A 23,612-nucleotide genomic window follows, 5' to 3' on the forward strand; every position below is an offset into this window, starting at 1 on the left:
GGCGGGGATAGCGGTATGCGGCCGGCGCTGTCGCCGCGGTCTCAGCCGCGCAGCCAGACCGCCGTGTCCTTCGGCAGTCGCCCCTGTGGGTCCAGGGGACCGCTGCCGAGGAGGAGACGGGAGTGGGCGGGGAGGTCGGCGGGGGCGTCGGCGAGGTTCACGACGCACAGCAGCTGTCCCTCGTGCCCGGGCCGGGCGAAGGCGAGTACCCCCTCGGGCGCGGGCAGCCAGGTGAGCGGGCCGTCGACGAACTCCGGCCTGGTCCTCAGGGCCGCACGGTAGAGGGAGAGCATCGAGCCGGGGTCGGCGGCCTGGAGGTCGGCGGCGTACGCGGACCAGCCGTCCGGCTGCGGCAGCCAGGGCTCGCCGCCGAAGCCCGCGAACGGCGCGTCGGCCGTCCACGGGAGCGGAACCCGGCAGCCGTCCCGGCCCGGGTCGGTGCCGCCGGAGCGGAAGTGCATCGGGTCCTGGATGCGGTCCCGGGGTATCTCGGCCTCGGGCAGGCCCAGTTCCTCGCCCTGGTAGAGGTAGACGGCGCCGGGCAGAGCGAGGGAGAGCAGGGCGGCTGCGCGGGCCCGGCGGGTGCCGAGTGCGAGATCGGTCGGGGTGCCGAAGGCCTTGGTGGCGAAGTCGAAGCCGGTGTCGGCGCGGCCGTAGCGGGTGACCGTGCGGGTCACGTCGTGGTTGCACAGCACCCAGGTCGCGGGCGCCCCGACCGGGGCGTGTTCGGCGAGGGTCTCGTCGATGGACGTCCGCAGGCGTCCCGCGTCCCAGGGGCATGACAGGAAGGAGAAGTTGAAGGCGGTGTGCAGTTCGTCGGGGCGCAGATAGCGGGCGAAGCGCTCGGTGTCGGGAAGCCAGACCTCACCGACGAAGATGCCGTCGTAGGCGTCGGCGACCGTGCGCCAGGAGCGGTAGATGTCGTGGAGCTCGTCGCGGTCGACGTACGGATGCGGGTCGCGGCCCTCGACGAAGTCGGGGAGGTCCGGGTCCTTGGCGAGCAGGGCGGCCGAGTCGATGCGGACGCCCGCCACGCCGCGCTCGAACCAGAACCGCAGGATCTCCTCGTGTTCCTGGCGGACGGCGGGGTGCGCCCAGTTGAGGTCGGGCTGCTCGGGGGTGAACAGGTGGAGGTACCAGGTGCCGTCGGGCAGCCGGGTCCAGACGGGCTCGGCTGAGCCGGCGAACTGGGACGGCCAGTCGTTGGGCGGGAGTTCACCGTGTTCGCCGCGTCCGGGACGGAAGTGGAAGAGCTCGCGCTCGGATCCTCCGGCCAAGGCGGCCCGGAACCAGGGGTGTTGGTCGGAGACGTGGTTGGGCACGATGTCGACGAGCGTGCGGATGCCCAGCTCCTTCGCCTCGGCGATGAGTTTCTCCGCCTCGGCGAGCGTCCCGAAGGCCGGGTCGATGACACGGTAGTCGGCGACGTCGTAGCCGCCGTCCTTCATCGGGGACAGGTACCAGGGGTTGAACCACAGGGCGTTCACGCCGAGTTCGGCGAGATACGGGAGTTTGGCGCGGACGCCCGCGAGGTCGCCGGTGCCGTCGCCGTCGCCGTCCGCGAAGCTGCGCACGTACACCTGGTAGATGACGGCGGAGCGCCACCAGTTCTGGGCATGGGTGGGCTGTCCCACGGTGCCTGCCTTTCTGTTGCGGGGTCGGTGTCAGCCCTTCGTGCTGCCCGCGCTGATCCCGGCGATGATGTGCCGCTGGAACACCAGGAACATCAGGACCATGGGGATGCTGGCGATCACCATCGCGGCGATGAGCACGGTCAGCTGGATGTTCTGCGACAGCTGGACGAGGGCCACGCTGATCGGCTGCTTGTCGGTGTCGGAGAAGACCATCAGCGGCCAGAGGAAGTCCTGCCAGACGGCGACCAGGGCGAAGATCGACACGACGCCCAGGACCGGGCGGGACATGGGCAGCACGATGGACCAGAGGGTGCGCAGCCGTCCGGCGCCGTCGATCTCGGCGGCCTCCAGGACATCGCGCGGGATCTGGTCGAAGAAGCGCTTGAGGAGATAGAGGTTGAAGGCGTTGGCCACGGCGGGCAGCCAGATGCCGAGCGGGTCGTTGAGCAGGCTGGTGTGGATCAGCGGGAGGTCGGCGACGGTCAGGTACTTCGGCACGACCAGCGCCTGCGCCGGGACCATCAGGGTGGCGAGGATGCCGCCGAGGATCACCTTGCCGAAGGCGGGCTTCAGCTTGGAGAGGGCGTACGCGGCGGCCGTGCAGAACACGAGCTGGAGCAGCCAGGCGCCGGCGGCCTGCACCACCGTGTTCCACAGGTGGGTGGGCAGGTCCATCAGTTTCCAGGCGTCGGTGTACCCGCTGAGATGCCATGCCTTGGGCACGAGGGTCGGCGGGGTCCGCGTCACCTCGTCCGGGGACTTCATCGCGCCGGTGACCATCCAGTAGACCGGGAAGAGGAAGGCGAGCGCGAAGAGCAGGACGACGGCCGTGAAGACGGTCCAGTAGAGGGCCTTGCCGCGGGGGCGGGCGAGGGTGAGCGGGGAGACCAGGGTGCGGGTGCCACTGCTCATGAGTACTCCTCCCCCGACGAGCGGGTCAGCCGCAGATAGACCGCGGAGAAGACACCGAGCAGCACGAGGAGCATGACGCTCAGCGCGCACGCGCCGCCGAAGTCGTTGTACAGGAACGCGTACTTGTAGATGAGGTAGAGGACGGTGACCGTGGCGTTCTCGGGGCCGCCGCCGGTGATGACGAACGGCTCGGTGAAGACCTGCATCGTGGCGATGATCTGAAGCAGCATCAACATGAGGACGATGAACCGGGTCTGCGGGATCGTCACGTGCCGGATGCGCTGGAGGATGTTCGCGCCATCCAGTTCCGCCGCCTCGTACAGCTCCCCCGGGATGCCCTGGAGCGCGGCCAGGTAGATCAGGACCGTGCCGCCCATGTTGGCCCAGGTCGCCACGACGACCAGGGAGATGAGCGCGGTGTCGGCGCCGTTGGACCAGTTCGAGGTGGGCAGGTGCAGAAAGCGCAGCGCCTCGTTGGCGAGGCCCGCTCCGGGATCGTAGAACCACTTCCACAGCAGGGCGCTGACCACCGGCGGGATCATCACCGGCAGGTACACCACGACCCTGAAGAAGGCCTTCGCGTGCCGGAGTTCGTTGAGGACCAGGGCCATCACGAACGGGACGGCGAAGCCGACGAGCAGGGCGAGGAGCGTGAAGGTGAACGTGTTGCGCCACGCCGCGGTGAACTCCGGGTCGTGGAAGACACGGGTGAAGTTGGCGGTGCCGACCCACTGGGGCGACGAGCCCGGCGTGTACTTCTGGAAGGCGATCACGACCGCGCGGATCGCGGGGTACCAGGAGAACAGCGCGAAGCAGAGCAGGCCGCCGACGAGGAAGGCGTACGCGCGCGACTGGTCGGCCAGGCGCCGGCGCCACGGGCCCCCGGCCAGGCGCCCGGCCGACCGCGGTACCTCCGGCGCGCCGACGGCGGCCGGAGGAAGCACCACGGGCTTCGATGCGGTCTTCATACGCGTGGTCAGCCCCGGGCCAGGATGGAGTCGATCTTCCCGGAGGCGTCCTTGAGAAGCTGGTCGATGTTCGCGTCCTTCTTGGTGAGGACCGCGGAGACGGCGCCGTCGAGGACCGAGTAGATCTGCTGGGCCTGCGGCGGCTCGATCTTCATCTGCAGGCTCTGGTTGCCGTCCAGGAAGGCCTGGTAGTTCTGCACGGGCACATTGGCGTTGGCCTTCTTGACCTGCTGGTCCTTCGCGTCGGCGGCGCCGGTGAAGAGCCGGGGCTCGGGGAGGCCGACGGGGGCGTTGTTCTGCTTGGCGCGAGCGTAGTCGCCGAGGAAGCCCTTTCCGGGGGTGAGGAACATGTGGTCGAGCCACTTCAGGCCGGCCTTGATCTGCTCGGGGCTGTCCTTCTTGTTGAACATGTAGCCGTCGCCGCCGATGAGCGTGCCCTTGCCGCCGGGCATGGGCGCGAGGGCGAGGTCGTCGTAGTTGCCGCCCTTCTCCTTGACGAGGATCGGGATGTTGTCGGGCGCGGAGAGGTACATGCCGAGCTTGCCGGAGCCCATCAGCTGCTGGACGTCGTTGATGACGAGGAGCTGCTTGCTGCCCATGGAGTTGTCGGTCCAGCGCATGTCGTGCAAGTTCTGCAGGACGGCCTTGCCCTCCGGGGTGTCCACGCTGGCCTTCTTGCCGTCCGGCGTGACGACGTCGCCGCCCTGCGAGTACATCTCGGCGGTGAAGTGCCAGCCGCCCTGGTTCTGGGCGCTGTAGTCGGCGTAGCCGACGGTGCCGCCGCCGAGCGCGGCTATCTTCTTGGCGTCCGCGCGCACTTCTTCCCAGGTCGCCGGGGCCTTGTCGGGGTCGAGACCGGCCTTCTGGAAGAGCTTGCGGTTGTAGATGAGTCCCATCGAGTAGCCGGTGCGCGGCACCCCGTAGATCTTGCCGTCGACGGTGTAGATGTCGCGCAGCTGCTGCTGGATGGTGCCGTAGCTCTTGAGGTCCTTGACGTACGACGTGATGTCGGCGGCCTGGTTGATGTCGACGACGTGCTTGGCGTCGGTGAAGTACGTGTAGAAGACGTCCTCCATCTGGCCGCCGGCGAGCTTGGCGTCGAACGTCTTGGGGTCCTGACAGGGGAACGCGTCGTGCGCGACGACGTCAAGGGTCGGGTTCTGCTTCTCGAACGCCTTGATGTCCGACTCGAAGAACGAGCGGTCGACCTTGGCGCTCTTCGGAGGCATGCAGTTGACCGTGATGCGGGTCTTGCCACCCGCGGAGCCGTCGTCGCTGCCACCGCAGGCGGTGGCGGTGAGCGCGAGGGCGGACGCCGTGAGCACAACGAAGGTACGGCGGAACCCGGTACTTCTCATCGGTGGACCCCTTTGGGCAGGAGCGAGGAAGGCCCACGGTGGCGCGCCATCTTGATCTGACGCACCGCCGTGTGCTGGCGCCGCACACTCAAGCACCGCCGACAAGTGTCCGCAAGATGTCGCGCAGAATCTGGAATTATTTGACAGCAGAGTGGATCTCAGTGGCGGGGCGCTTGCGCGGTGGAGCCCCGGACCACCAACTCCGGTTCGAACAGCAGCTCTTCGGCGGTGACGCTGCTCCCGCCGATCTGGGCGTTCAGCAGCTCGACGGCCGCCCGGCCCATCGACTCGATGGGCTGGCGGACGGTGGTCAGGGGCGGCTCGGTGCAGTTCATCAGCGCGGAGTCGTCGTAGCCGACGACGGACACCTGTGAGGGCACGTCGAGTCCCTTGCGGCGGGCGGCCCGTACGACACCGAGGGCGAGCGGGTCGCTGGCGCAGATGAAGCCGGTGACCCCACGGTCGATGAGCCGGGCGGCCGCCGCGTGGCCGCCCTCGATCGAGAACATGGCCCGCGCGATGTGCGCGTCGGGCAGCTCGGGGGCGAGCGCGCGGGCCGCCGCCAGCTTCCGCGCCGAGGGCATGTGGTCGGCGGGCCCGAGGACCAGCCCGATGCGCTCGTGACCGAGCGAGACGAGGTGGCGCCAGGCCTGCTCGACCGCCACGGCGTCGTCGCAGGAGACGCACGGGAAGCCGAGGTGCTCGATGGCCGCGTTGACCAGCACCACCGGAATGTTGCGGTCCGCGAGCTGCCGGTAGTGCTCGTGCGGGGCGTCGGCCTGCGCGTACAGTCCGCCCGCGAACACCACACCGGAGACCTGCTGTTGGAGCAGCAGGTCCACATAGTCCGCCTCGGAGACGCCGCCCTTGGTCTGGGTGCAGAGCACCGGCGTCAGCCCGAGCTGCGCGAGCGCGCCGCCGATCACTTCGGCGAACGCCGGGAAGATCGGGTTCTGCAGCTCGGGCAGGACGAGCCCCACGAGCCGCGCGCGTTCACCGCGCAGCTGGGTGGGCCGCTCGTAGCCGAGCACGTCCAGCGCCGAGAGCACCGCCTGCCGGGTGGAGTCGGAGACGCCGGGCTTCCCGTTGAGCACCCGGCTGACCGTGGCCTCGCTGACCCCGACCTTCTTCGCCACCTGAGCAAGTCGTCGCGTCATGTGCGCAAGAATAGCGCAAGAAATGCAAGTTGCTTGCGTAACTCGGTGGGGCGCGGTGGACCCCGTGGAACCGAGTGGAAACGAGTGGAGCCAGTGGAACCGAAAGGTTCCAGTGGAAGCGAGTGGTTCCAGTGGATCTAGTGGGCCGCCCACAGGCCGCGGACGTGGCCCAGGTGCCGGGTCATGACCCTGCGTACGGCCTCGGGGTCGCGGTCCACAAGGGCGTCGAGCAGTTCGAGGTGCTCCTCGGCGGAGTCCTGGAGGCGGCCCGCCTCGACCAGGGCGTTGAGACCGTACAGGCGCGAGCGCTTGCGGAGGTCGCCGACGACCTCGACCAGGTGGGCGTTGCCCGCGAGGGCGAGCAGACCGAGGTGGAAGCGGATGTCCGCCTCGACGTAGGCGACGAGGTCACCGGCCGCCGCCGCGGTCACGATCTCCCGGGCGGCCGGACGCAGCGCCTCCAGGGAGACCGGGTCCGCGGTGGTGGCCAGCCGCACGGTGGTGGGAATCTCGATCAGCGAGCGGATGTGGGTGTACTCGTCGAGCTGCTTCTCGGAGACCGCGGTGACCCGGAAGCCCTTGTTGGGCACCGTGTCGACGAGACCCTCCTTGGCGAGGTCGAGCATGGCCTCACGCACCGGTGTCGCCGAGACGCCGAAGCGGGCGGCGAGCGTCGGCGCGGAGTACACCTCGCCGGCCCGCAGTTCGCCCGCGATCAGCGCGGCGCGAAGTGCGTCGGCGACGCGCTCACGGTAGCTGCTCTTCTTGCCACCGAGGAGGGGCAGGGCGGTGGGAGCGGCGGAGGGTGCGCTGCTGCGTGTGGCGGGCATGGTCGACTCCTCGTACGGCATGGCGGGTTTGCGCAGTGTCACGTGACCCTTGTGCAATGTCACGTGACATCAGTATCGCTAGAGCACGAAGCCCGCCGGGAAGGGGTCGGTCGGGTCCAGGAGGTACTGGGCGGTGCCGGTGATCCAGGCACGGCCGGTGAAGCTGGGCAGCACGGCCGGGATTCCGGCGACCTCGGTCGTGCCGAGCAGTCGTCCCGTGAACCGCGTCCCGATGAAGGACTCGTTCACGAAGTCCGTGCGCAGGGGGAGTTCACCCCGGGCGTGCAGTTGCGCCATGCGGGCGCTGGTGCCGGTACCGCAGGGCGAGCGGTCGAACCAGCCGGGGTGGATCACCATGGCGTGGCGCGAGTGGCGGGCGGTGGCGCCGGGCGCGTACAGGTGGACGTGGTGGCAGCCGCGGATGGACGGGTCCTCGGGGTGGACCGGCTCGTCCTCGGCGTTGACGGCCGCCATCAGCGACAGTCCGGCGGCGAGGATCTCCTCCTTGCGCGACCGGTCGAAGGGCAGGCCGAACCGCTCCAGCGGCAGGATGGCGTAGAAGTTGCCGCCGTACGCGAGGTCGTACGTCACCGTCCGGCCGTCGGGCAGGGTGGCCTTGCGGTCGAGGCCCGCCGAGAAGGACGGCACGTTCCTGAGCGTGACCGCGCGGGCGGCGCCGTCCTCGACCGTGACCTCGGCGACGACGAGGCCCGCCGGGGTGTCGAGCCGGATCGTGGTGACCGGCTCGACGACCTCGACCATGCCCGTCTCCACCAGGACGGTCGCCACGCCGATGGTGCCGTGCCCGCACATCGGGAGGTAGCCCGACACCTCGATGTAGAGGACGCCGTAGTCGCAGTCCGGGTGGGTGGGCGGCTGGAGGATGGCGCCGCTCATCGCGGAGTGGCCGCGCGGCTCGTTCATCAGGAGCCGCCTGATGTCGTCGCGGTGCTCACGCAAGTACAACCGCCGCTCGTTCATGGTCGCGCCGGGGATGGTCCCGATGCCGCCGGTGATCACCCGGGTGGGCATGCCCTCGGTGTGTGAGTCGACGGCGTGCAGGACGAGTTTGCTGCGCATGGGACCTCCGTAACTCCTGCTGTTCGCGAAGAACTTGGCTCACCCGGTGAGCGGCGCTCAGGCGAGCCCGGCGGCGACCGCCTTCTCGGTGGCGGCGCGGACCGTGGCCGCCTGCCCGGGCAGCAGCGGGACACGCGGTGGACGCACCCGCCCGCCGTGCCGGCCCACGATGTCCATGGACAGCTTGATGGCCTGGACGAACTCGACCCGGGAGTCCCAGCGCAGCAGCGGGTGCAACTGGCGGTAGAGCCGCCGTGCCGTGTCGAGGTCGCCCTCGACGGCGGCGTGGTACAGCTCGACGCTCGCGGCGGGCAGCGCGTTCGGGTAGCCGGCCACCCAGCCCTTGGCGCCCGCGACGGCGAGCTCCAGCAGGACGTCGTCGGCGCCGATCAACAGGTCCAGTTCGGGGGCGAGTTCGGCGATCCGGTAGGCGCGGCGGACGTCGCCCGAGAACTCCTTGACGCCGTGGATGTACCCCTCCGCGTGCAGCTTCGCGAGCAGTTCGGGCACCAGGTCGACCTTGGTGTCGATGGGGTTGTTGTACGCGACGACCGGGACGCCCGCTTCGGCGACCGCCTCGTAGTGGGCGAGCACGGAACGCTCGTCGGCACGGTAGGCGTTCGGCGGCAGCAGCATCACGGAGCGGCAGCCGGCGTCGCGGGCCCGCTCGGCCCAGCGGCGGGCCTCGGCGGAGCCGTAGGCGGCGACGCCGGGCATCACGCGGGAGCCGCCGATCGCCGACACCGCCGTCTCCACGACCTTCGCGCGCTCCTCGGGCGTGAGCACCTGGTACTCGCCGAGCGAGCCGTTCGGTACGACCCCGTCGCAGCCGTTCTCGACGAGCCAGGCGCAGTGCTGCGCGTAGCGGCCGTAGTCGACGGAGAGGTCGTCGTTCAGCGGGAGCGCGGTGGCGACGAGGACGCCGCGCCAGGGACGGTTCTCAGTGTCGGTCATGAGCGGTTCGCTCTCCATAGTGTGTGACATTTTACTGACGTTCGGTAACGTGGGCGGGCGGTACGAAGGTGGTCAGTCAGCCTCGGGATCTCCAGACTCCGCCAGCACCCCGAGCGGTACCGGGCGTGCCAACAACCGCCGCGCGGGCGTCTGTTCACATCCGGCGAGACCGGCGACGGCGGCCTCGCACATCCGGCCCTGGCACCAGCCCATCCCCGCGCGGGTGAGCAGCTTCACGGTCCGTACGTCGCCCGCGCCGAGCTCGTCGACGGCGTTCCTGACCGCACCGGCGGTGACCTCCTCGCAGCGGCAGACGACGGTGTCGTCGGTGACCTGCTCCGTCCAGTGCGCGGGCGGCGCGTAGACGGTGTCGAGCGCGGTGAAGAACTCCCGCGCTCTCCGGCGGGACCTGGCGGCGCGCGCCCACGCCCGCGGGTCGGGCCGCGTCCCCGTCAGCCGGGCCGCGGCCGAGCGCCCCGCGATGTGTCCCTCGGCGAGCGACAGCGCCGCGCCACCGATGCCGGTGGTCTCGCCCGCGGCCCATACGCCGGGCACGTCGGTGCGCTGCTCCTCGTCCACGGCGACGTTCAGGCCGTCGATACGGCAGCCGAGCGACTCGGCGAGGTCGATGTGCGCCAGCATGCCGTGACCGACGGCGAGCGTGTCGCACGGGACGCGCCGTTCGGTGCCGGGTCTGACCCGTCCGTGGGTGTCGAGCGCGGCGACGGTCACGGCGTCGAGCCGCTCCGCGCCGTGTGCCGCGACGACGGTGTGCCGTGGGAGCAACTTGACGTGGTGTCGCAGAAGTTGGGCGCCGTACCGCACCCCCTCGGCGACCTTCCCGGGCTGTGTGGCCAGCGCCCCGGCCCGCCGCAGGAACGCCTTCGGGTCGGCGGACTCGACGAGGGCGGCGACCTCGACCCCCGCCGCGGCGAGCCCGGTCGCCACGGGCAGCAGCAGGGGCCCCGTCCCCGCCACGACCGCCCTCTGCCCGGGGACGACGAGCCCGCCCTTCAGCATGGCCTGCGCACCACCGGCGGTGACGACCCCGGGGAGGGTCCAGCCCGGGAACGGCAACACCTTCTCGTACCCACCGGTGGCGAGCAGCACGGCGTCGGCGCGGACGGTGACGGGCTCCTCCTGAAGGGGACCGAGCAGCGCGTGCACGACGAGTTCCACACGTTCCACGGGTTCGACGCACCACACGTGGTGGTCCGCCAGATGTCTGATCGTGCCCGCCTCGACCTGGGCGGCCAGGGCGTCCTCGAGGCGCCGCCAGGTCCGCCACTGATGGTGCAGGGCCTCGGGGCGCCGGGCCCCGAGTCCCGCCGGGGGGCGCCGGTAGAACTGGCCGCCCGCTCCGGCCGCCGAGTCGATCAGCGTGACCTGGACACCGCGCGCCGCGGCGGCCAGGGACGCGGCCAGCCCGGCCGGTCCCGCGCCGATCACCGCGAGGTGCGGTCGCTCAGTCGCCATGGCCCGTCCCCTCCTGCGTACGGATCGTGTCGCCCGCTCGGACCGGCACCAGGCAGGCCCGCTGGTTGGGGCGGTCGTTGACGGTCACCAGGCAGTCGAAGCAGACGCCGATGCCGCAGAAGACGCCGCGCGGGCGGCCCGCGCCGCGGGTGGCGCGCCAGGAGGTGACGGCCGCCGCCCACAGGGCGGCGGCGACGGTCTGCCCGGGCAGGGCCGTGATCTCGCGGCCGTCCAGGGTGACGGTGAACGCGGGGCCCGGCTCGGCCCCGACCAGCTCCAGGGGATTCACCCGGCCTCCTTCGGGAAGCGGTCGGGCCGGAAGGGCGTGAGGTCCAGGTCGGGCGTCCTGCCCGCGATGGCCTGCGCGATCAGCCGTCCGGTGCCGGTGGCGAGGCCGATTCCCGCACCCTCGTGCCCACAGGCGTGGAAGAGCCCGGGCACCCGTGGATCGGGGCCGATCGCGGGCAGATGGTCGGGCATGTACGGGCGGAAACCCAGGTACGTCCGCAGGGCCCGTACGTCGGCCAGGAACGGGAACAGCCGGGTCGCCCCGGCCGCCAGCGCCCGTACGGCCGGCAGCGAGAACGACCGGTCGAAGCCGACGCGTTCACGACTCGCGCCGATCAGGATCGGCCCCGCCGCGGTGCCCTCCACGACGGGTGAGGTCCCCAGCGCCGCCGAGTCGCTGGCCACGTCGGTGACGTAGTCCGCGGCGTACACCTTGTGCCGCACCCGGCGCGGCAGCGGTTCGGTCACCAGCACGAAGCCGCGTCGGGGCAGAACGGGCAGGAAGACGCCCGCGAGGGCGGCCACGTCGGCGCCCCAGGTGCCGGCCGCGTTGACGACGACCGGGGCGTGGAGGTCACCACGGTCGGTCCGCACGCCGCGTACCGCCCCGTCCGCCGTGCGCGGCACCTCGGTCACGGTCCGCCCTGTCAGGAGCCGCGCCCCCGAGGCCCGTACCAGGTGCGCCGCGGCGAGTGCCGGCATCACCTGGGTGTCCTGGGGGTAATGCACGGCGCCCGTGAGACCCGGTGCCAAGTGGGGTTCCAGAGCGTGGAGTTGGTCGGCGGCGACCGGCACCGCCTCGACCCCGGCGGCTCGTTGTCCCGCCGCGAAGGTCTCCAGCGCGGTGAACCCCTCGGGCGTGGCGGCCACGACGACACCCCCTTTGGCCTCGTACTCGAAGACCTCGCCCAGGTCCTGCGCGAGGTCGGCCCACAGGCGCCCCGACAGCAGGGCGAGGTCGAGTTCGGGCCCGGGTTCCTTGTCGGAGACGAGCAGATTGCCCTCACCCGCGCCGGTGGTCCCGCCGGCCACCGGGCCGCGGTCCACCAGAACGACGTCGAGGCCCGCCCGGGCCGCGTACAGCGCGCAGGCCGCGCCGACCATTCCGGCTCCGACGACCACGACATCACAGGTCAGCCGCTCGCTCACGCCAGTACTATGTCACATGCCTCTCTCGTCAGGAAGCATCTCGAGGGGCCGACTTACCGACTTACACGAGCCGCCCAGCGGTCGATGACCGGGCGTTCACACCCGGCTCCCGGACGCCGTGTCGGCGGACAGCCGCTGGGCCGCGTAGATCGGGAGCACGGAGAGCAGGACGAGCACCGCCGCCACGACGTTCACGACCGGCGCCTGCTGGGGCCGGGTCATGTTGTTGAAGATCCAGATCGGCAGGGTCTCGATGCCGGGTCCGGCCGTGAACGTCGTCACGACGATCTCGTCGAAGGAGAGCGCGAAGGCGAGCAGTCCGCCCGCCAGCAGGGCCGAGCGCACCAGCGGGAAGGTGACGTCGGCGAAGGCCCGGAAGGTGTCCGCGCCCAGATCCATCGCCGCTTCCTCGTACGAGCCCGAGGTACGCCGAAGCCTCGCGACGACGTTGTTGAAGACGACCACGATGCAGAAGGTGGCGTGGCCGACGATCACGGTGAACAGGCCCAGACCGACGCCGAGTGGCTCAAGTACCGTACCGAACGCCGAGTTGAGCGCGATACCCGTGACGATGCCGGGCAGCGCGATCGGCAGGACGACCACGAACGAGATGGCGCCGCGGCCGAAGAACCGGTGCCGGGCCACGGCGAAGGCGATCAGCGTGCCCAGCACCAGGGCGATGGCCGTGGCGCCGAGGCCCGCCTTCACCGAGACCCAGAGCGCCGCGCGGGCACCCTCGTTCTCCCAGGCGACCGACCACCAGCGGAAGGTGAGTCCGGACGGCGGCCAGCTCGCGCTGCGGTCCGGGTTGAAGGAGTTGACCAGGACCAGCGCGAGCGGGACGTAGATGAACGCGAAGCCGACCCCGGCGGCGACGCGGAGCGCGATGCGCGCGGAACGGGAGAGTTGCACGGCGGGCTCCTCAGAGACTGCTCAGGGCGCCCGTGCGGCGCATCGCGAGCAGGTAGAGCACGATGACGACGACGGGGACCGTGCCGAGCGCGGCGGCCATGGGCAGGTTCAGTTCGATGTTGGAGTAGACGAGGTTGCCGATCAGCTGGGTCTTGCCGCCGACGATCTGCACGGTGATGTAGTCCCCGAGGCTGAGCGAGAAGGTGAAGACCGAGCCGGCCGCCACGGACGGCAGCACCATCGGGACCACGACCGAGCGGAAGGTGCGTCCGGCGCGGGCGCCCAAGTCCGCCGACGCGTCGAGCAGGTTGGCGGGCAGCTGCTCCAGTGCCGTGTGGATCGGCAGGATCATGTACGGCAGCCAGAGGTAGGTCAGCGCGATGATCGCCGCGAAGAGTCCGAACCCGGGTCCGCCGAGCCCGAAGGGCTTCAACATCCAGTCGGCGAACCCTCCTTGGGAGAGGATCAGCCTCCAGGCGTACACCTTGACGAGGTAACTCGCCCACAGCGGCGTGAGAATGGCGACCACGAGCAGCGGACGCCACTTGGGCTTGGCGATGCGGGCCGTGTAGAAGGCGACCGGGAAGGCGATCACCGCGGACAGGGCGGTGACGGCGAGCGCCACACCGATGCTGCGCAGGATCACCTGCCGGAAGACGGGCGTCGTGAACAGGGCATGGAAGTTGTCGGTCGACCAGACCTTCACGACCTCGGAGGTGAAGGAGTTGGTCGTCCAGAACGCCGAGACGAACAGCACGGCCAGCGAGCCGAGGTAGAGCACGGCCAGCCACAGCAGCGGCGCGGTGAGCAGCAGGGACAGCCTGAGCCGCGGCCGGCGGTGCAGGGTCCCGGCGAGCCGCCGGACGGGGGACCGTCCGGCGGCCTGCGCGGTGGAGGTCATCGGTTGTCTCTCAGCCCTTGATCTCGGTCCAGGCCTGGACCCACTTCGCGTACGGCACGCACTTCACGTCGGTGCGGCCGTCCAGGCACTGCTCGATGGGCGTGTTCCAGAAGGCGATGTTCTTCCAGTAGCCCTCGTCGGCCGCGTGGAAGGTGTCGCAGAAGGACTTGTCGCTGGTCTCGGTGCACGCCTTGGAGTTGGCCGGGGCCTCACCGAAGTACTCGGCGACCTGGGCGTTCGCCTTCGGCGAGATGATCCAGTCCATCCATTTGTAGGCGCAGTTGGGGTGCTTGGCCTTGGCGGAGATCATCCAGGTGTCCGACCAGCCCGTGGAGCCTTCCCTGGGCACGAAGGCCTTCACCTTGGCGCCCTCGCCCTGCGCCAGGTTGGCGATGACCTGCCAGCTGGTGCCGACCACGGAGTCACCACTCTTGAAGGCGGAGATCTCCTTGAGGTAGTCGCTCCAGTACTCCCCCACGTTCGCGCTCTGCTTCTTCAGCAGCGCGACGGCCGCGTCGAACTGCTTCTGGTCCAGCGCGTAGGGGTCCTTGATCTTCAGCTCCGGCTTGGTCGCCTTCAGATACAGCGCCGCGTCGGCGATGTAGATCGGCGAGTCGTACGCCGTCACGTGCCCCTTGAACTTCGAGGCGTCGTCGAAGACCGCGGACCAGGAGGTGGGGGCGGGCGTGACCTTCTGCGTGTTGTACATCAGCAGGTTGGCGCCGCGGCCGTGCGGGATGCCGTACATCTTGCCGTCGACGGAGTTCCAGGCCCCGTTCTTCAGGCCGCTGAAGACGTCCTTGTAGTTCGGCACGAGGTTGGTGTTGACCGGGGCCGCGTCGCCGGAGGCTATGAGGCGCAGGGACGCGTCGCCGGACGCGGAGACGGCGTCGTACTGGCCGGTCTTCATCAGCTTGACCATCTCGTCGGAGCTGGCGGCGACCTTGGAGTTGACCTGACAGCCGGTCTGCTTCTCGAAGTCGCTGACCCAGTCGACCTTGGGGTCGTTGGAGCCGTCCTCGACGTACCCGGCCCAGGCGACCAGATTGACCTGGCCCTCGGTCTTGCCCAGCTTCGACTGCGCCTTGAGATCAGGAGGGTTGAGGCCCGTGGCCGAGGAGGAGCCCGAGTCGGACGATCCGCAGGCGGTCGCGGCGAGGAGCACCGCGACGGCGGCCACGAACGAGAAGGGAGTGGCTTGGAGGGTTCGGTTGAGGCGCACGACGTACTCCATACGTGATGGGGGACTGAGCGTGGGGGTCGTCAGCGGGGGGCGGGGACCTTGAAGGTGTGACGGTGGTGCCACTGGAGCCGGACCCGGGTGCCGCGATAGGCGGCGACGTCCTCGGAGGAGGTCTCCAGGTTCTGCTGGAGCGCGGTCAGCCGGCCGCCCGCGTCGAGGTCCACCAGGAAACGGGTGGCGTCGCCCAGATAGACGACCTCGACGACGGTGCCCGTGGCGGTGGAGTGCTCCGGCTCGTCGGCCTCGGCGGACTCCTTGAGGACCCGGATCTTCTCGGGCCTGATGCTGTACGTGCCCGATGCGCCCACCACCTGCTGCGCACTGTCGCCTTCGAGCAGGTTGGAGGTGCCGACGAAGCCCGCGACGAAGGCGGTGGCGGGGCGTTCGTAGATCTCGGCCGGGGTGCCGACCTGTTCGATGCGGCCCTGGTTGAAGACGGCGATACGGTCGCTCATCGTCAGGGCCTCCTCCTGGTCGTGGGTGACGAAGACGAAGGTGATGCCGACCTCGCGCTGGATCGCTTTGAGTTCGACCTGCATCTGCTCGCGCAGCTTGAGATCGAGGGCGCCGAGCGGCTCGTCGAGCAGCAGCACCCGGGGGCGCCCGACGAGGGCGCGGGCGAGTGCGACGCGCTGACGCTGACCGCCGGAGAGCTGGGAGGGGCGGCGGCCCCCGAAGCCTTCGAGGCGTACGTCCGCGAGCGCTTCGCGGGCCTGTCGGAGCCGCTCGGCCTTGGGCACCTTGCGGACCTTGAGGCTGTACGCGACGTTCTGTTCGACAGTCATGTGCGGGAACAGCGCGTAGTCCTGGAAGACGGTGTGCACGTCCCGCTCGAAGGGGGCCAGCCCGGTGACCTCCTGGCCCGCCAGCTCGATCCGGCCCGCGGTCGGGCTCTCGAAGCCGGCGATCATGCGCAGGACGGTCGTCTTGCCCGAGCCGGACGGGCCGAGCATCGAGAAGAACTCACCGTCGGCGATGTCCAGGTCCACTCCGGCCACGGCGGTCGTCTCACCGAACGCCTTCCGCAGGCCCTGGAGCCGGATCGCTGTTGCCTCCATGGGCGGGAACCTTTCTGGTGCGCTGGCGCGTTGACCGGAAAGATATGAAGTCATAGTTCAAAGCTCAAGACCCCCTTAGAGTAAAGGTTGAGTCAACGCACAAGGTGGTGGCCGTGAAGCAGTACGTGAACAACAACGCCGAGGGTGCCCGCAGAGCCGTTTTCACCCCCGTGGACAACCGGGCCCGGGTGGACACGGTCATCCGCAGACTCAGCGACGCCATCGAGCTCGGCCTGCTCGCCGACGGGGAGCAGCTGCCCGGCGAGATGGAGCTGGCCGGTCAGCTCGGCGTGTCCACGGTCACCCTGCGCGAGGCGCTGATGGCGCTGCGCCAGCAAGGGCTGGTCACCACCCGCAGGGGGCGCGGCGGCGGCAGCTTCGTCTCCCTCCCCGAGGTCCCCGGCGAGGAGCGGCTCAGGGTGCGGCTGGCCGGCTGGAGCACGGAGGAGCTGCGCGATCTGGGCGACCACTGGGCGGCCCTGTCGGGCGCGTCCGCCCAGCTGGCCGCGGAGCGCACGGAGTCGGGCGACCTACAGCAATTGCGGCGCACCCTGGAGGAGTTGACGTCCGCCGAGGACGCCGCGGCGCGCAGCCGGGTCTACGGCCGGTTTCATGTCGAGCTCGCCGCGGCGGCCCAGTCCGCCCGGCTGACCCGCGAGCAGGTCGCGCTCCAGACGGAAGTGGGGGCCTTGTTGTGTCTCGTGCTCGGGGACGACGCATATCGTGAAGAAGTCGCAGGCCGTCACCGCTCCGTAATCTCGGCCGTGCAAGATGGAGCCCACGCATCGGCCAGAGCGCTGGCCGAGCGGTGCGTCCAGGCTTCGACGGCACGGCTCATCGCCGTCCGCCTCGCGATGCCGCGCGCCGCGTCCGGTCCCCGTCCGCTGGAGGGCGTCCATGAGCAGGAGCCCCGGTCCGGCCGGCGCCACGGCGACGCTTGAAGCGACACCGGAGGCGGCCGTCGCCGCCCAGGTCCGCTCCACCCTCGAGGCCGTGTTCGAGGCGGTCGCCGAGACCCGCGCCGACACCACGGCCCGGCTCACCGGGGTCGCCGCGCAGGGCCGTCGCCCCGCGAGCGTCGACCTGGCCGCGCTGCGCCCGGGGCTTCATCTCCGCCTCGCCCGGCAGGAGTTGGTGTCGGGCGTCGGGTTCGTCGCCGCGCCGGGACTGCTGAGTGACGTACCGGCGTGGCTGGAGTGGTGGCAGACCGGCTCCGACGGGGACGTACGGCCGCTGCTGCTCGACCTCGACCCCGAGCACTCCGCGTACTCCGACTACACGCACTGGGACTGGTTCGCCCTCCCCCGTGACACCGGGCGGCGGGCGGTCGCCGGGCCCTATGTGGACTACCTCTGCTCCGACGAGTACAGCCTGACGCTGTCCGCACCCGTGCAGGTGGAGGGCCGGTTCGTGGGGGTCGCCGCGGCCGACGTGTATCTGCGGCACTTCGAGGCGGCGGTCGTGCCGCTGCTCCAACAACTGCCCGGGGCCGCCCACCTGGTGAACGGGCGCGGGCGGGTGGCCGCGTCCGCCGACCCCGCGCATCTGGCCGGATCGCTCACGAAGGGCCCTGACTTCGGGGCCGTACTGGCAGGGGCGCGGACCGCGCGCCACGACGGGATGCGGCTGATCCCGTGCGACTCGGTGCCCCTCGTGCTCGTTGTCCTGGACCCCTGAGCGGGCCCACACCCCGGACCGCCGAGCGGGCTCACACCACGCGCAGCTCCGCCGCGCCGTTGCGTGTCCTGCGCGGTCCGGCCGTCATGGGCCGCGCCTCGCGCAGGACCAGGGTCATCCGCGTGTATCCCATGTCCTGAAGGGTCTTGGGGGTCTCGCCGACGATCCGGCAGTCCGTGCGGCCCCAGCGGGGATCGGGGTGCACCAGCGGCCGCACGGCGCCGTCGTGCTCGACGGCGTCCGGGCCGACGGCGCGGATCCAGTGCGGCAGGCCCTGCCGGTAGGCGGCCTCCATGATCGGGTCCTGGGCGATGTCCCGGCGGATCGACTGGAGTCCGCGGTCCTGACCGTGGCGCTCCACCGCCGCGGCGAAGTGGGCCAGCATCGGCAGGCACCAGCTCGACTCGTGCTCACCGAGGACCGTGGCCGCGTCCGGGTGAAAGAGGACGAACCGGAGGAAGTTGTCACCCGGCATGGCGGTCGGATGGGGGCCTACGCCGCCGAAAAGTGTCTCGAACGCGGCGTTGGACAACACGACGTCCCAGCGGTGGTCGAAGACCACGGACGGGAACGCAACGGCCTCCAGAAGGGTGGCGTAGTCCTGGAGATACGCCTGAGCCTCGAGACTCTCGGGGACAGGTCGCGGCTGGGACCGCTGCCATCCTGCCTGGTACGCCATCGGGAGGTCACCCCTCTTGCCTCTGCGGCCTTCACGCGGCGCCCCGATCCTGCTGCCCGGAGCTCAGCCATGTCAACTATCGTGGCATTTAGCGCTTGTTGACGGCTGAATCGCGCCACAGTTGTGGCGACAGCTGGATGTGAGTTCGAGCGAGCGGCTAGTCTCCCGTTGGTCCCTGACCCTCGTGAGAGGGACCTGACAAACCCGAGCGAGACTGAGAGAGACGTAGGAGATCAGTCGGTGACGGATGGCTTCGAAGTTCCGGGCGCCACGGCGACGGTTCTGCTGCCGGCCGTCGTGGCCCGGGTCACCGCACTCGCCGACCGGCTCGATGTGCAGCACTCCGAGGTTTTCGACGTCCAGCGCCTGTCGGCCGAGTCCGGCGTCCCCCAACCCGTGGTGCGGGCCCTGCTGGGCGGTCGCCCCGCCGGGGAACCCGATCTACAGGCCCGCTTCCTCCAGCGCCTGGACCTGTTGCGCCGTACCCGGCTCAAGCCCAATGGGCGCAAATACACCCAACAGGAGATCGCCGACGGCGCCGGAATGTCGCGTCAACAGGCGGGCGCCCTCATCAACGGCGACCGGCGCCCCACCATGGAGCACTGCGACGCCATCCAGCGCTTCTTCCGGGTGCACGCGGGATTCCTGACGGCCGAGGACTCCGAGGCGCTCGTGGGTGCCCTGCAGCGCTCGGAGCAGGAGCTGCTGCAACAGCTCGCCGACCGCGAGCGCCAGGCGGCCGCGGCCGCCGACGACCCGCTGGAGCGGCTGCTCCAGGACCACGGTGTCCGCGGAATCGCCTGGCGGGCCGCGCAGTTGCCCACCGACCAGCACCGCGACAAGGTCGCCGAATGGCTGGACATGCTCTTGGAGAGCGTCAAGCGGCCCGAGTCGTGATCCGGGGGAGAACTGTGGGCATCGGAAGGGACATGCGCCGCCTGTGCGGCGAGTTGGTCGCGGAGCTCTCGCTCCCGGCGCCGGCGGAACCCGCCGACCTGTACGCCGCCCTGTGCGACGCCATGAGCAGACGCCGCGGCCGTCCCGTCCAGTTCCGTACGGCCGCGTTCCCGCCCGGCACCGCCAGCGGGCTGTGGCTCGACATGGCCGACCAGGACCTCGTCGTCATCGAGGAACGCACCGCCCCCGACCACCAGTTGGTGATCCTCGGCCACGAACTGTGGCACATGAAGGCCGGGCACTGCAGTCACCACGTCGAGGGCGCCGCCGTCGCGGCCCGCTTACTCAGCGACACCGCCGATCTGCAGGCGACCGTCCTGAGGGTCGCCGCGCGCACCCGCTTCGACCTCGCGGACGAGAAGGAGGCCGAGAGCTTCGGTCTGCTGCTCGCCAGCAAGTGCCGTACCTGGCTGGCCGGTTCGCCACTGCGCGGGCCGGTGAGCCGGGACGGTCTGGCCGGGCGCATCGAGGCGTCCCTGGGGTACCGCGGACCGCAGGGCTGAGGCGCCCTCCCGGACATGGACGGATCCAGCTACTACGTCCCGGCCGTCGCGATGGGCGTCGCCCTCGCCGTCAAGGCGCCCACCCTGATCCGCGGCTGGCGCGACCCGCTGCTGCGGTCGGTGGGCATCCTGCTGGCGCTGGCCTGCCTGGTGTTCCTCTTCGCGGCCCCGCCGACCATCGCCGAGGTCAACGACCTCACCGGTATCCCCAACGTCTCGGCGCCCCTGGTCTACTGCCTGCTGAGCGTCTTCAGCGCGTCCTGTCTGGTACTGATCATCCACTGGCGCGGCGGCCCCCCCGAGGTCACCCGCCGGCTCTCCCGCCGCTGGATCACCGGGTACGGCGTCGTCAGCGTGGCGCTGGTCGTGCTCTACCTGCTCGGGGACTGCCCCGAGGAGCGCCTGCGGGACCTCGACACCTACTACGCGAACACCCCGTTCATCCGCGAGATGATCGTCCTCTACCTCGTGGCGCTGACCGTCGCGGGTGTCGCGATGAACGTCATGTGCTGGCGCTGGGCCCTCCAGGTGGACGGCTGGCTGCGCGCCGGGCTGCTGACGATCGCGGTCGGCTTCCTGTTCAACGTCCCCTATTCGGCGACCAAGTTCATCGCCGTCGTGGCCCGCTGGAACGGCGCGAACCTGGACGGACTGAGCACCGACGTGGCCCCTGTACTGGCCTCCGTCGGAGCCCAGGTCAGCGCCGTCGGCTTCCTGCTCCCGCTGGCCTGCCAGCGCATCGGGGACAGCTGGACCACCTGGTCGACGTACCGCAGGCTCGGACCGCTGTGGCGCGAGCTGAGGACGGTCTCGGCGTACGCGGACCACGCCGTGCGCATCTCCTGGTGGTCCTCCGCCGAACTCCAGGTCACCCAGCGGGAGTCCGACATCCACGACGGCATGCTCAGCCTGTACCCCTACTTCGACTCCGCGGTACGCTCCCTCGCCTACGACGCGGCCGTGACGGCGGGCTCCGAGCCCGCCCAGGCCCAGGCCGAGGCCGATGCGGCGATGGTGACGGCGGCGGTGCGGGCCAGGGCGGCCGACCCAGAGGGCAGGGTCATCAGCGCGGCGGAGGCCGACACCGCCCCCGCCGCTTCCGCCGAGGGTCCACGCGACCTCGTACGGATGTCCATGGCCCTGCGTCAGTCACCCGTCGTCGCGGCCGTCAAAGGACGGGCCGCGACCAGGTCAGAGAGCGACTTCCATGAGCAATCCCGCTAGCGCGGCAGCAGGCGACAGAGATACGGCCCCCCGTCGGGCCGTCGTCATCGGCGCGGGGACGGCCGGTCTGCTGGCCGCCGCCGCCCTGGACCCGTACGCCGAGGTCACCGTCGTCGAGCGCGACGTCCTGCCGGACGGGCCCGTGCCGCGCAAGGGTCTCCCGCAGGCCCGGCACGCCCATCTGCTGTTGTCCGGCGGCGCTCGCGCGATGGAGGAGCTGCTGCCGGGGGTGACCGCCGCCTGGCTCGCCGCGGGCGCCCACCGGATCCCGCTGCCCACCGGATTCGTCTCACTGACGGCGCAGGGCTGGCTGCGGCGCTGGCCCGAGATGGAGTTCATGATCTCGTGCAGCCGTGATCTGCTCGACTCGGTCCTGCGCGACCAGGTCGCCACGAGGGACCGGGTGACCGTCGTGGACGGCACGGAGCTGCTCGGTCTTGAGGGGGACGCCTCCCGGGTGACGGGCGTGCGCGTACGGATGCGCGACGGCGGGCAACGGGTGCTGCCGGCCGACCTGGTGGTGGACGCCTCGGGGCGCGGCTCGCGCTCCACCGTCTGGCTCGACGCGCTGGGCGTCGCACCGGCGCCGCTGGACGAGGTCGACTCCGGACTCACCTACGCCAGCCGGATCTTCCGGGCGCCGGCGGGCACCGGGGACTGTCCCGTGGTCGGTGTGCAGCCCGACCCGGCGCAGCCCGTGCCGGGTCGGTCCGCGACGATCGTGCCCGTCGAGGGCGGGCGCTGGCTGGTGACGCTGTCGGGCACCCGCGACGGGCAGCCGACGGGCTCCGTCGAGGATTTCGAGCCGTTCGCGCGCGGCCTTCGCCACCCCGTGGTGGGCGAGCTGATCGCGCACGCGCGACCGCTGACGGACGTCGCCGTCAGTCGCAGCACGGTCAACCGGCGGCGCTTCTTCGAGAAGGTCAAGGGCTGGCCGGAGGGGTTCGTCGCGCTCGGCGACGCCGTCGCCACCTACAACCCGGTCTACGGGCACGGCATGGCGGTGGCCGCGCAGGGGGCGCTGGCGCTGCGCGGGCAGCTCGCCGAGCACGGGATCGCGGCGCCGGGGCTCGCGCGGCGGGTGCAGCGGGCGGTGGCGCTTCCGGTGACGATCGCCTGGGAGCTGGCCACGGGCACGGACATCCGCTACCCGGGCGCGATCGGCGAGCAGCCCGGGGTCACGCGGAAGCTGCTGGGGCGTTATGTCGACCGGCTCCTGCGCACGGCGGCGGGACGCCCCCTGGCCGCCCGGGCGTTCCTGGCCGTGATGACCCTCTCCGCGCCGCTGTCCACGCTGGTCAAACCGGAAGTCGTCTTCGCCGTACTGCGCGGCCCGCGGCGCCCTCCCCTGACCGCGCCGCCCCTCACGGCCGAGGAACGGGAAGCGGTACTGAGCGCGCCGGAGCCGTCGGCGACGCCGGCGGCCGGCTGAGCGGGGGACGGGCGTCGAGCGGCGCCGGGCACCGCGGGTGGCGGGGCACCGTCCGCGGCGGGTGTCAGGTCGCGCTGCGTTCGCTCGCCTCGCGCAGGTCGCGCTCCACCGCCCGGTTGTGGGCGGTGTCCGGCCGGCCGGCCGTCGTGCCGGGGCGGCCCGCGCGCAGCAGTTCGCGCCAGTGCTCGCGGCTCCAGTCGGCCGGGCTGGTGGAGCTGGTGAACTCCTCGACGAGTTCGAGGAAACGGGCCGGGTCACTGTGGAAGGGGAAGTGGCCCGCGCCCTCGAAGATCTCCAGCCGGCTGCCCGGCATGGCCTGGTGGGCGCCGTACGCGTGCCGCACCGGCACCACGCTGTCCCGGTCGCCCCAGAGCAGCATCGTGGGCATGCCCTCGGTCAGATAGCAGCGGTCGAGCATGGTCACCGCCTGCCCGCGCCAGTCGACGACCGCTCGCAGGGTGCGGATGAACGCGCTGCGGGAGGTCGCGTCGGGCAGCGCGTCGACGAGGTTGAGCAACTCCGGTGCGTCCTGGCCCAGATCGGTGTCCAGGAGCCTCATCAGACGCAGGAACAGACCGACTTGTAGCCGCATGCCGGGCAGTCGCAGCGTGGAGAGCATGAGGTGGGCTCCCGGCAGCGAGACGGCCCGCAGTACGGGGTTGACCTCGCCCCCGACGCCGCCCGCGCTGACCAGGATCAGCCGTTCGGTGCGCTCCGGGAACTGGTAGGCGAACTGCATGGCGACACCGCCGCCGAGCGAGTGCCCGACCAGGGTGGCTGACTCGATGTCGAGCGTGGTGAGCAGATCGCGGACCCCGTTGGCGTACGCGGCCACCGAGTAGTCGGCGCGCGGCTTGTCGGAGGAGCCGTGGCCGAGCAGGTCCGGCGCGATCACCGTGTGGGAGCGGGCGAGGTCGGGGATCAGGTCCGCCCAGGTCGCCGAGGAGTCGCCGATGCCGTGGATCAGGACGAGCGCGGGGCCCTCACCGGCCGCGCGGTAGGCACGACGGTAGCCGTGCACGACACGGTGCTGCAGACGCAGCTCCGCGTCGCCCACGGAGCGCAGCCGCGGGTTGCGCCGCGGACGCCGAGGCGGTACGTCGACCACGGGCTCACCTCCTGTTCCGGGCCGCCGTGAAGGCGGCTTCCCCCGCAGCCGAGAAGGCTCTTCCCGGCTCTTCTCACCACCCTAGGGCCCCTGTCCCACAAGGGATTTCCGT

The 23,612-nt window shown here is 70.9% G+C and carries 23 protein-coding genes; 6 read left to right on the forward strand and 17 right to left on the reverse strand.

Features of this window, described 5'->3' with window-relative positions; translation table 11 throughout:
- Positions 1–41: 41 nt before the first annotated feature.
- The 15 genes from ACIQTP_RS06760 to ACIQTP_RS06830 form a co-directional block, all read right to left on the reverse strand.
- Positions 42–1,634: a glycoside hydrolase family 13 protein gene (locus ACIQTP_RS06760; RefSeq protein ID WP_403396954.1), complete on the reverse strand. Its 1,593-nt coding sequence runs from the start codon at positions 1,632–1,634 to the stop codon at positions 42–44.
- A gap of 30 nt (positions 1,635–1,664) precedes the next feature.
- Entirely contained in the window at positions 1,665–2,546 is an 882-nt protein-coding gene (locus tag ACIQTP_RS06765) for a carbohydrate ABC transporter permease (RefSeq protein ID WP_403396957.1), read from the reverse strand.
- Entirely contained in the window at positions 2,543–3,514 is a 972-nt protein-coding gene (locus ACIQTP_RS06770) for a carbohydrate ABC transporter permease (protein WP_403396959.1), read from the reverse strand. The genes ACIQTP_RS06765 and ACIQTP_RS06770 overlap by 4 nt, the downstream gene beginning before the upstream one ends.
- An 8-nt stretch (positions 3,515–3,522) precedes the next feature.
- Complete coding sequence (locus ACIQTP_RS06775) at positions 3,523–4,872, reverse strand: ABC transporter substrate-binding protein (RefSeq protein WP_403396961.1); 1,350 nt, start codon at positions 4,870–4,872, stop codon at positions 3,523–3,525.
- Between the two features lie 158 nt (positions 4,873–5,030).
- Positions 5,031–6,029 carry a LacI family DNA-binding transcriptional regulator gene (locus ACIQTP_RS06780; RefSeq protein WP_402047657.1) on the reverse strand — a complete coding sequence of 333 codons (999 nt, stop codon included), beginning with the start codon at positions 6,027–6,029 and terminating at the stop codon, positions 5,031–5,033.
- A 137-nt stretch (positions 6,030–6,166) separates the two neighbouring features.
- Complete coding sequence (locus ACIQTP_RS06785; protein WP_403397292.1) at positions 6,167–6,859, reverse strand: GntR family transcriptional regulator; 693 nt, start codon at positions 6,857–6,859, stop codon at positions 6,167–6,169.
- Between the two features lie 78 nt (positions 6,860–6,937).
- On the reverse strand, positions 6,938–7,939 hold the full coding sequence (locus ACIQTP_RS06790; RefSeq protein WP_403396963.1) for a proline racemase family protein: 1,002 nt from the start codon (positions 7,937–7,939) through the stop codon (positions 6,938–6,940).
- 57 nt (positions 7,940–7,996) lie between these two features.
- On the reverse strand, positions 7,997–8,893 hold the full coding sequence (locus ACIQTP_RS06795) for a dihydrodipicolinate synthase family protein (RefSeq protein WP_403396965.1): 897 nt from the start codon (positions 8,891–8,893) through the stop codon (positions 7,997–7,999).
- Between the two features lie 72 nt (positions 8,894–8,965).
- Positions 8,966–10,369, reverse strand: a complete 1,404-nt coding sequence (locus tag ACIQTP_RS06800) for an NAD(P)/FAD-dependent oxidoreductase (protein ID WP_403396967.1) — start codon at positions 10,367–10,369, stop codon at positions 8,966–8,968.
- Positions 10,359–10,658 carry a (2Fe-2S)-binding protein gene (locus ACIQTP_RS06805; protein ID WP_403396969.1) on the reverse strand — a complete coding sequence of 100 codons (300 nt, stop codon included), beginning with the start codon at positions 10,656–10,658 and terminating at the stop codon, positions 10,359–10,361. The genes ACIQTP_RS06800 and ACIQTP_RS06805 overlap by 11 nt, the downstream gene beginning before the upstream one ends.
- Positions 10,655–11,806: an NAD(P)/FAD-dependent oxidoreductase gene (locus tag ACIQTP_RS06810; RefSeq protein ID WP_403396971.1), complete on the reverse strand. Its 1,152-nt coding sequence runs from the start codon at positions 11,804–11,806 to the stop codon at positions 10,655–10,657. Before ACIQTP_RS06810 ends, ACIQTP_RS06805 begins: the two co-directional genes overlap by 4 nt.
- Positions 11,807–11,902: 96 nt before the next feature.
- The gene (locus tag ACIQTP_RS06815) at positions 11,903–12,718 is read right to left on the reverse strand and encodes an ABC transporter permease (protein ID WP_403396973.1); all 816 of its coding nucleotides are present in this window, start codon (positions 12,716–12,718) and stop codon (positions 11,903–11,905) included.
- A 10-nt stretch (positions 12,719–12,728) separates the two neighbouring features.
- Positions 12,729–13,619, reverse strand: coding sequence for an ABC transporter permease (locus tag ACIQTP_RS06820; protein WP_403396976.1), 891 nt, complete (start codon positions 13,617–13,619; stop codon positions 12,729–12,731).
- Positions 13,620–13,629: 10 nt separating this feature from the next.
- On the reverse strand, positions 13,630–14,853 hold the full coding sequence (locus ACIQTP_RS06825; protein WP_403396978.1) for an ABC transporter substrate-binding protein: 1,224 nt from the start codon (positions 14,851–14,853) through the stop codon (positions 13,630–13,632).
- Positions 14,854–14,882: 29 nt separating this feature from the next.
- On the reverse strand, positions 14,883–15,920 hold the full coding sequence (locus ACIQTP_RS06830) for an ABC transporter ATP-binding protein (RefSeq protein WP_403396980.1): 1,038 nt from the start codon (positions 15,918–15,920) through the stop codon (positions 14,883–14,885).
- Positions 15,921–16,024: 104 nt separating this feature from the next.
- On the opposite strand from ACIQTP_RS06830, the gene ACIQTP_RS06835 reads away from it, so the two are divergent.
- Together ACIQTP_RS06835 and ACIQTP_RS06840 are read left to right on the forward strand one after the other, a co-directional pair.
- A complete protein-coding gene (locus ACIQTP_RS06835; RefSeq protein ID WP_403396982.1) occupies positions 16,025–16,861 on the forward strand; it encodes a FadR/GntR family transcriptional regulator in 837 nt (278 codons plus the stop codon).
- The gene (locus ACIQTP_RS06840) at positions 16,818–17,597 is read left to right on the forward strand and encodes a cache domain-containing protein (RefSeq protein ID WP_403396985.1); all 780 of its coding nucleotides are present in this window, start codon (positions 16,818–16,820) and stop codon (positions 17,595–17,597) included. The genes ACIQTP_RS06835 and ACIQTP_RS06840 overlap by 44 nt, the downstream gene beginning before the upstream one ends.
- A 31-nt stretch (positions 17,598–17,628) precedes the next feature.
- Here the strand turns inward: ACIQTP_RS06840 and ACIQTP_RS06845 are convergent, their stop codons facing one another.
- Complete coding sequence (locus ACIQTP_RS06845; RefSeq protein ID WP_403396987.1) at positions 17,629–18,276, reverse strand: hypothetical protein; 648 nt, start codon at positions 18,274–18,276, stop codon at positions 17,629–17,631.
- Positions 18,277–18,516: 240 nt separating this feature from the next.
- On the opposite strand from ACIQTP_RS06845, the gene ACIQTP_RS06850 reads away from it, so the two are divergent.
- Genes ACIQTP_RS06850 through ACIQTP_RS06865 form a run of 4 tightly spaced genes read left to right on the forward strand, consistent with a single transcriptional unit; the run spans position 18,517 to position 22,392 of the window.
- Entirely contained in the window at positions 18,517–19,173 is a 657-nt protein-coding gene (locus ACIQTP_RS06850; protein ID WP_403396989.1) for a helix-turn-helix domain-containing protein, read from the forward strand.
- A 32-nt stretch (positions 19,174–19,205) separates the two neighbouring features.
- Positions 19,206–19,736, forward strand: a complete 531-nt coding sequence (locus tag ACIQTP_RS06855; RefSeq protein ID WP_101403922.1) for a toxin-antitoxin system, toxin component — start codon at positions 19,206–19,208, stop codon at positions 19,734–19,736.
- Between the two features lie 15 nt (positions 19,737–19,751).
- Positions 19,752–20,960, forward strand: coding sequence for an MAB_1171c family putative transporter (locus ACIQTP_RS06860; protein ID WP_402047620.1), 1,209 nt, complete (start codon positions 19,752–19,754; stop codon positions 20,958–20,960).
- Entirely contained in the window at positions 20,944–22,392 is a 1,449-nt protein-coding gene (locus tag ACIQTP_RS06865) for an NAD(P)/FAD-dependent oxidoreductase (protein WP_403396991.1), read from the forward strand. Before ACIQTP_RS06860 ends, ACIQTP_RS06865 begins: the two co-directional genes overlap by 17 nt.
- Positions 22,393–22,456: 64 nt before the next feature.
- On the opposite strand, the gene ACIQTP_RS06870 is transcribed toward ACIQTP_RS06865, so the two are convergent.
- Positions 22,457–23,500 (reverse strand): alpha/beta fold hydrolase, encoded by a 1,044-nt coding sequence (locus ACIQTP_RS06870; protein ID WP_403396993.1) that lies wholly within the window; start codon positions 23,498–23,500, stop codon positions 22,457–22,459.
- Positions 23,501–23,612: the final 112 nt, after the last annotated feature.

Source organism: Streptomyces sp. NPDC090798 (assembly GCF_044768965.1).
In the GTDB taxonomy this organism is placed as follows: domain Bacteria; phylum Actinomycetota; class Actinomycetes; order Streptomycetales; family Streptomycetaceae; genus Streptomyces.

Bases quoted from the DNA above. Each gene is read 5' to 3' on its own strand.
- ACIQTP_RS06785 (WP_403397292.1), bottom strand. From the start codon at position 6,859: ATGCCCGCCACACGCAGCAGCGCACCCTCCGCCGCTCCCACCGCCCTG.
- ACIQTP_RS06830 (WP_403396980.1), bottom strand. From the start codon at position 15,920: ATGGAGGCAACAGCGATCCGGCTCCAGGGCCTGCGGAAGGCGTTCGGT.
- ACIQTP_RS06770 (WP_403396959.1), bottom strand. From the start codon at position 3,514: ATGAAGACCGCATCGAAGCCCGTGGTGCTTCCTCCGGCCGCCGTCGGC.
- ACIQTP_RS06845 (WP_403396987.1), bottom strand. From the start codon at position 18,276: ATGGCGTACCAGGCAGGATGGCAGCGGTCCCAGCCGCGACCTGTCCCC.
- ACIQTP_RS06775 (WP_403396961.1), bottom strand. From the start codon at position 4,872: ATGAGAAGTACCGGGTTCCGCCGTACCTTCGTTGTGCTCACGGCGTCC.
- ACIQTP_RS06800 (WP_403396967.1), bottom strand. From the start codon at position 10,369: ATGGCGACTGAGCGACCGCACCTCGCGGTGATCGGCGCGGGACCGGCC.
- ACIQTP_RS06855 (WP_101403922.1), top strand. From the start codon at position 19,206: ATGCGCCGCCTGTGCGGCGAGTTGGTCGCGGAGCTCTCGCTCCCGGCG.
- ACIQTP_RS06825 (WP_403396978.1), bottom strand. From the start codon at position 14,853: ATGGAGTACGTCGTGCGCCTCAACCGAACCCTCCAAGCCACTCCCTTC.
- ACIQTP_RS06765 (WP_403396957.1), bottom strand. From the start codon at position 2,546: ATGAGCAGTGGCACCCGCACCCTGGTCTCCCCGCTCACCCTCGCCCGC.
- ACIQTP_RS06795 (WP_403396965.1), bottom strand. From the start codon at position 8,893: ATGACCGACACTGAGAACCGTCCCTGGCGCGGCGTCCTCGTCGCCACC.
- ACIQTP_RS06790 (WP_403396963.1), bottom strand. From the start codon at position 7,939: ATGCGCAGCAAACTCGTCCTGCACGCCGTCGACTCACACACCGAGGGC.
- ACIQTP_RS06780 (WP_402047657.1), bottom strand. From the start codon at position 6,029: ATGACGCGACGACTTGCTCAGGTGGCGAAGAAGGTCGGGGTCAGCGAG.
- ACIQTP_RS06865 (WP_403396991.1), top strand. From the start codon at position 20,944: ATGAGCAATCCCGCTAGCGCGGCAGCAGGCGACAGAGATACGGCCCCC.
- ACIQTP_RS06840 (WP_403396985.1), top strand. From the start codon at position 16,818: ATGAGCAGGAGCCCCGGTCCGGCCGGCGCCACGGCGACGCTTGAAGCG.
- ACIQTP_RS06820 (WP_403396976.1), bottom strand. From the start codon at position 13,619: ATGACCTCCACCGCGCAGGCCGCCGGACGGTCCCCCGTCCGGCGGCTC.
- ACIQTP_RS06860 (WP_402047620.1), top strand. From the start codon at position 19,752: ATGGACGGATCCAGCTACTACGTCCCGGCCGTCGCGATGGGCGTCGCC.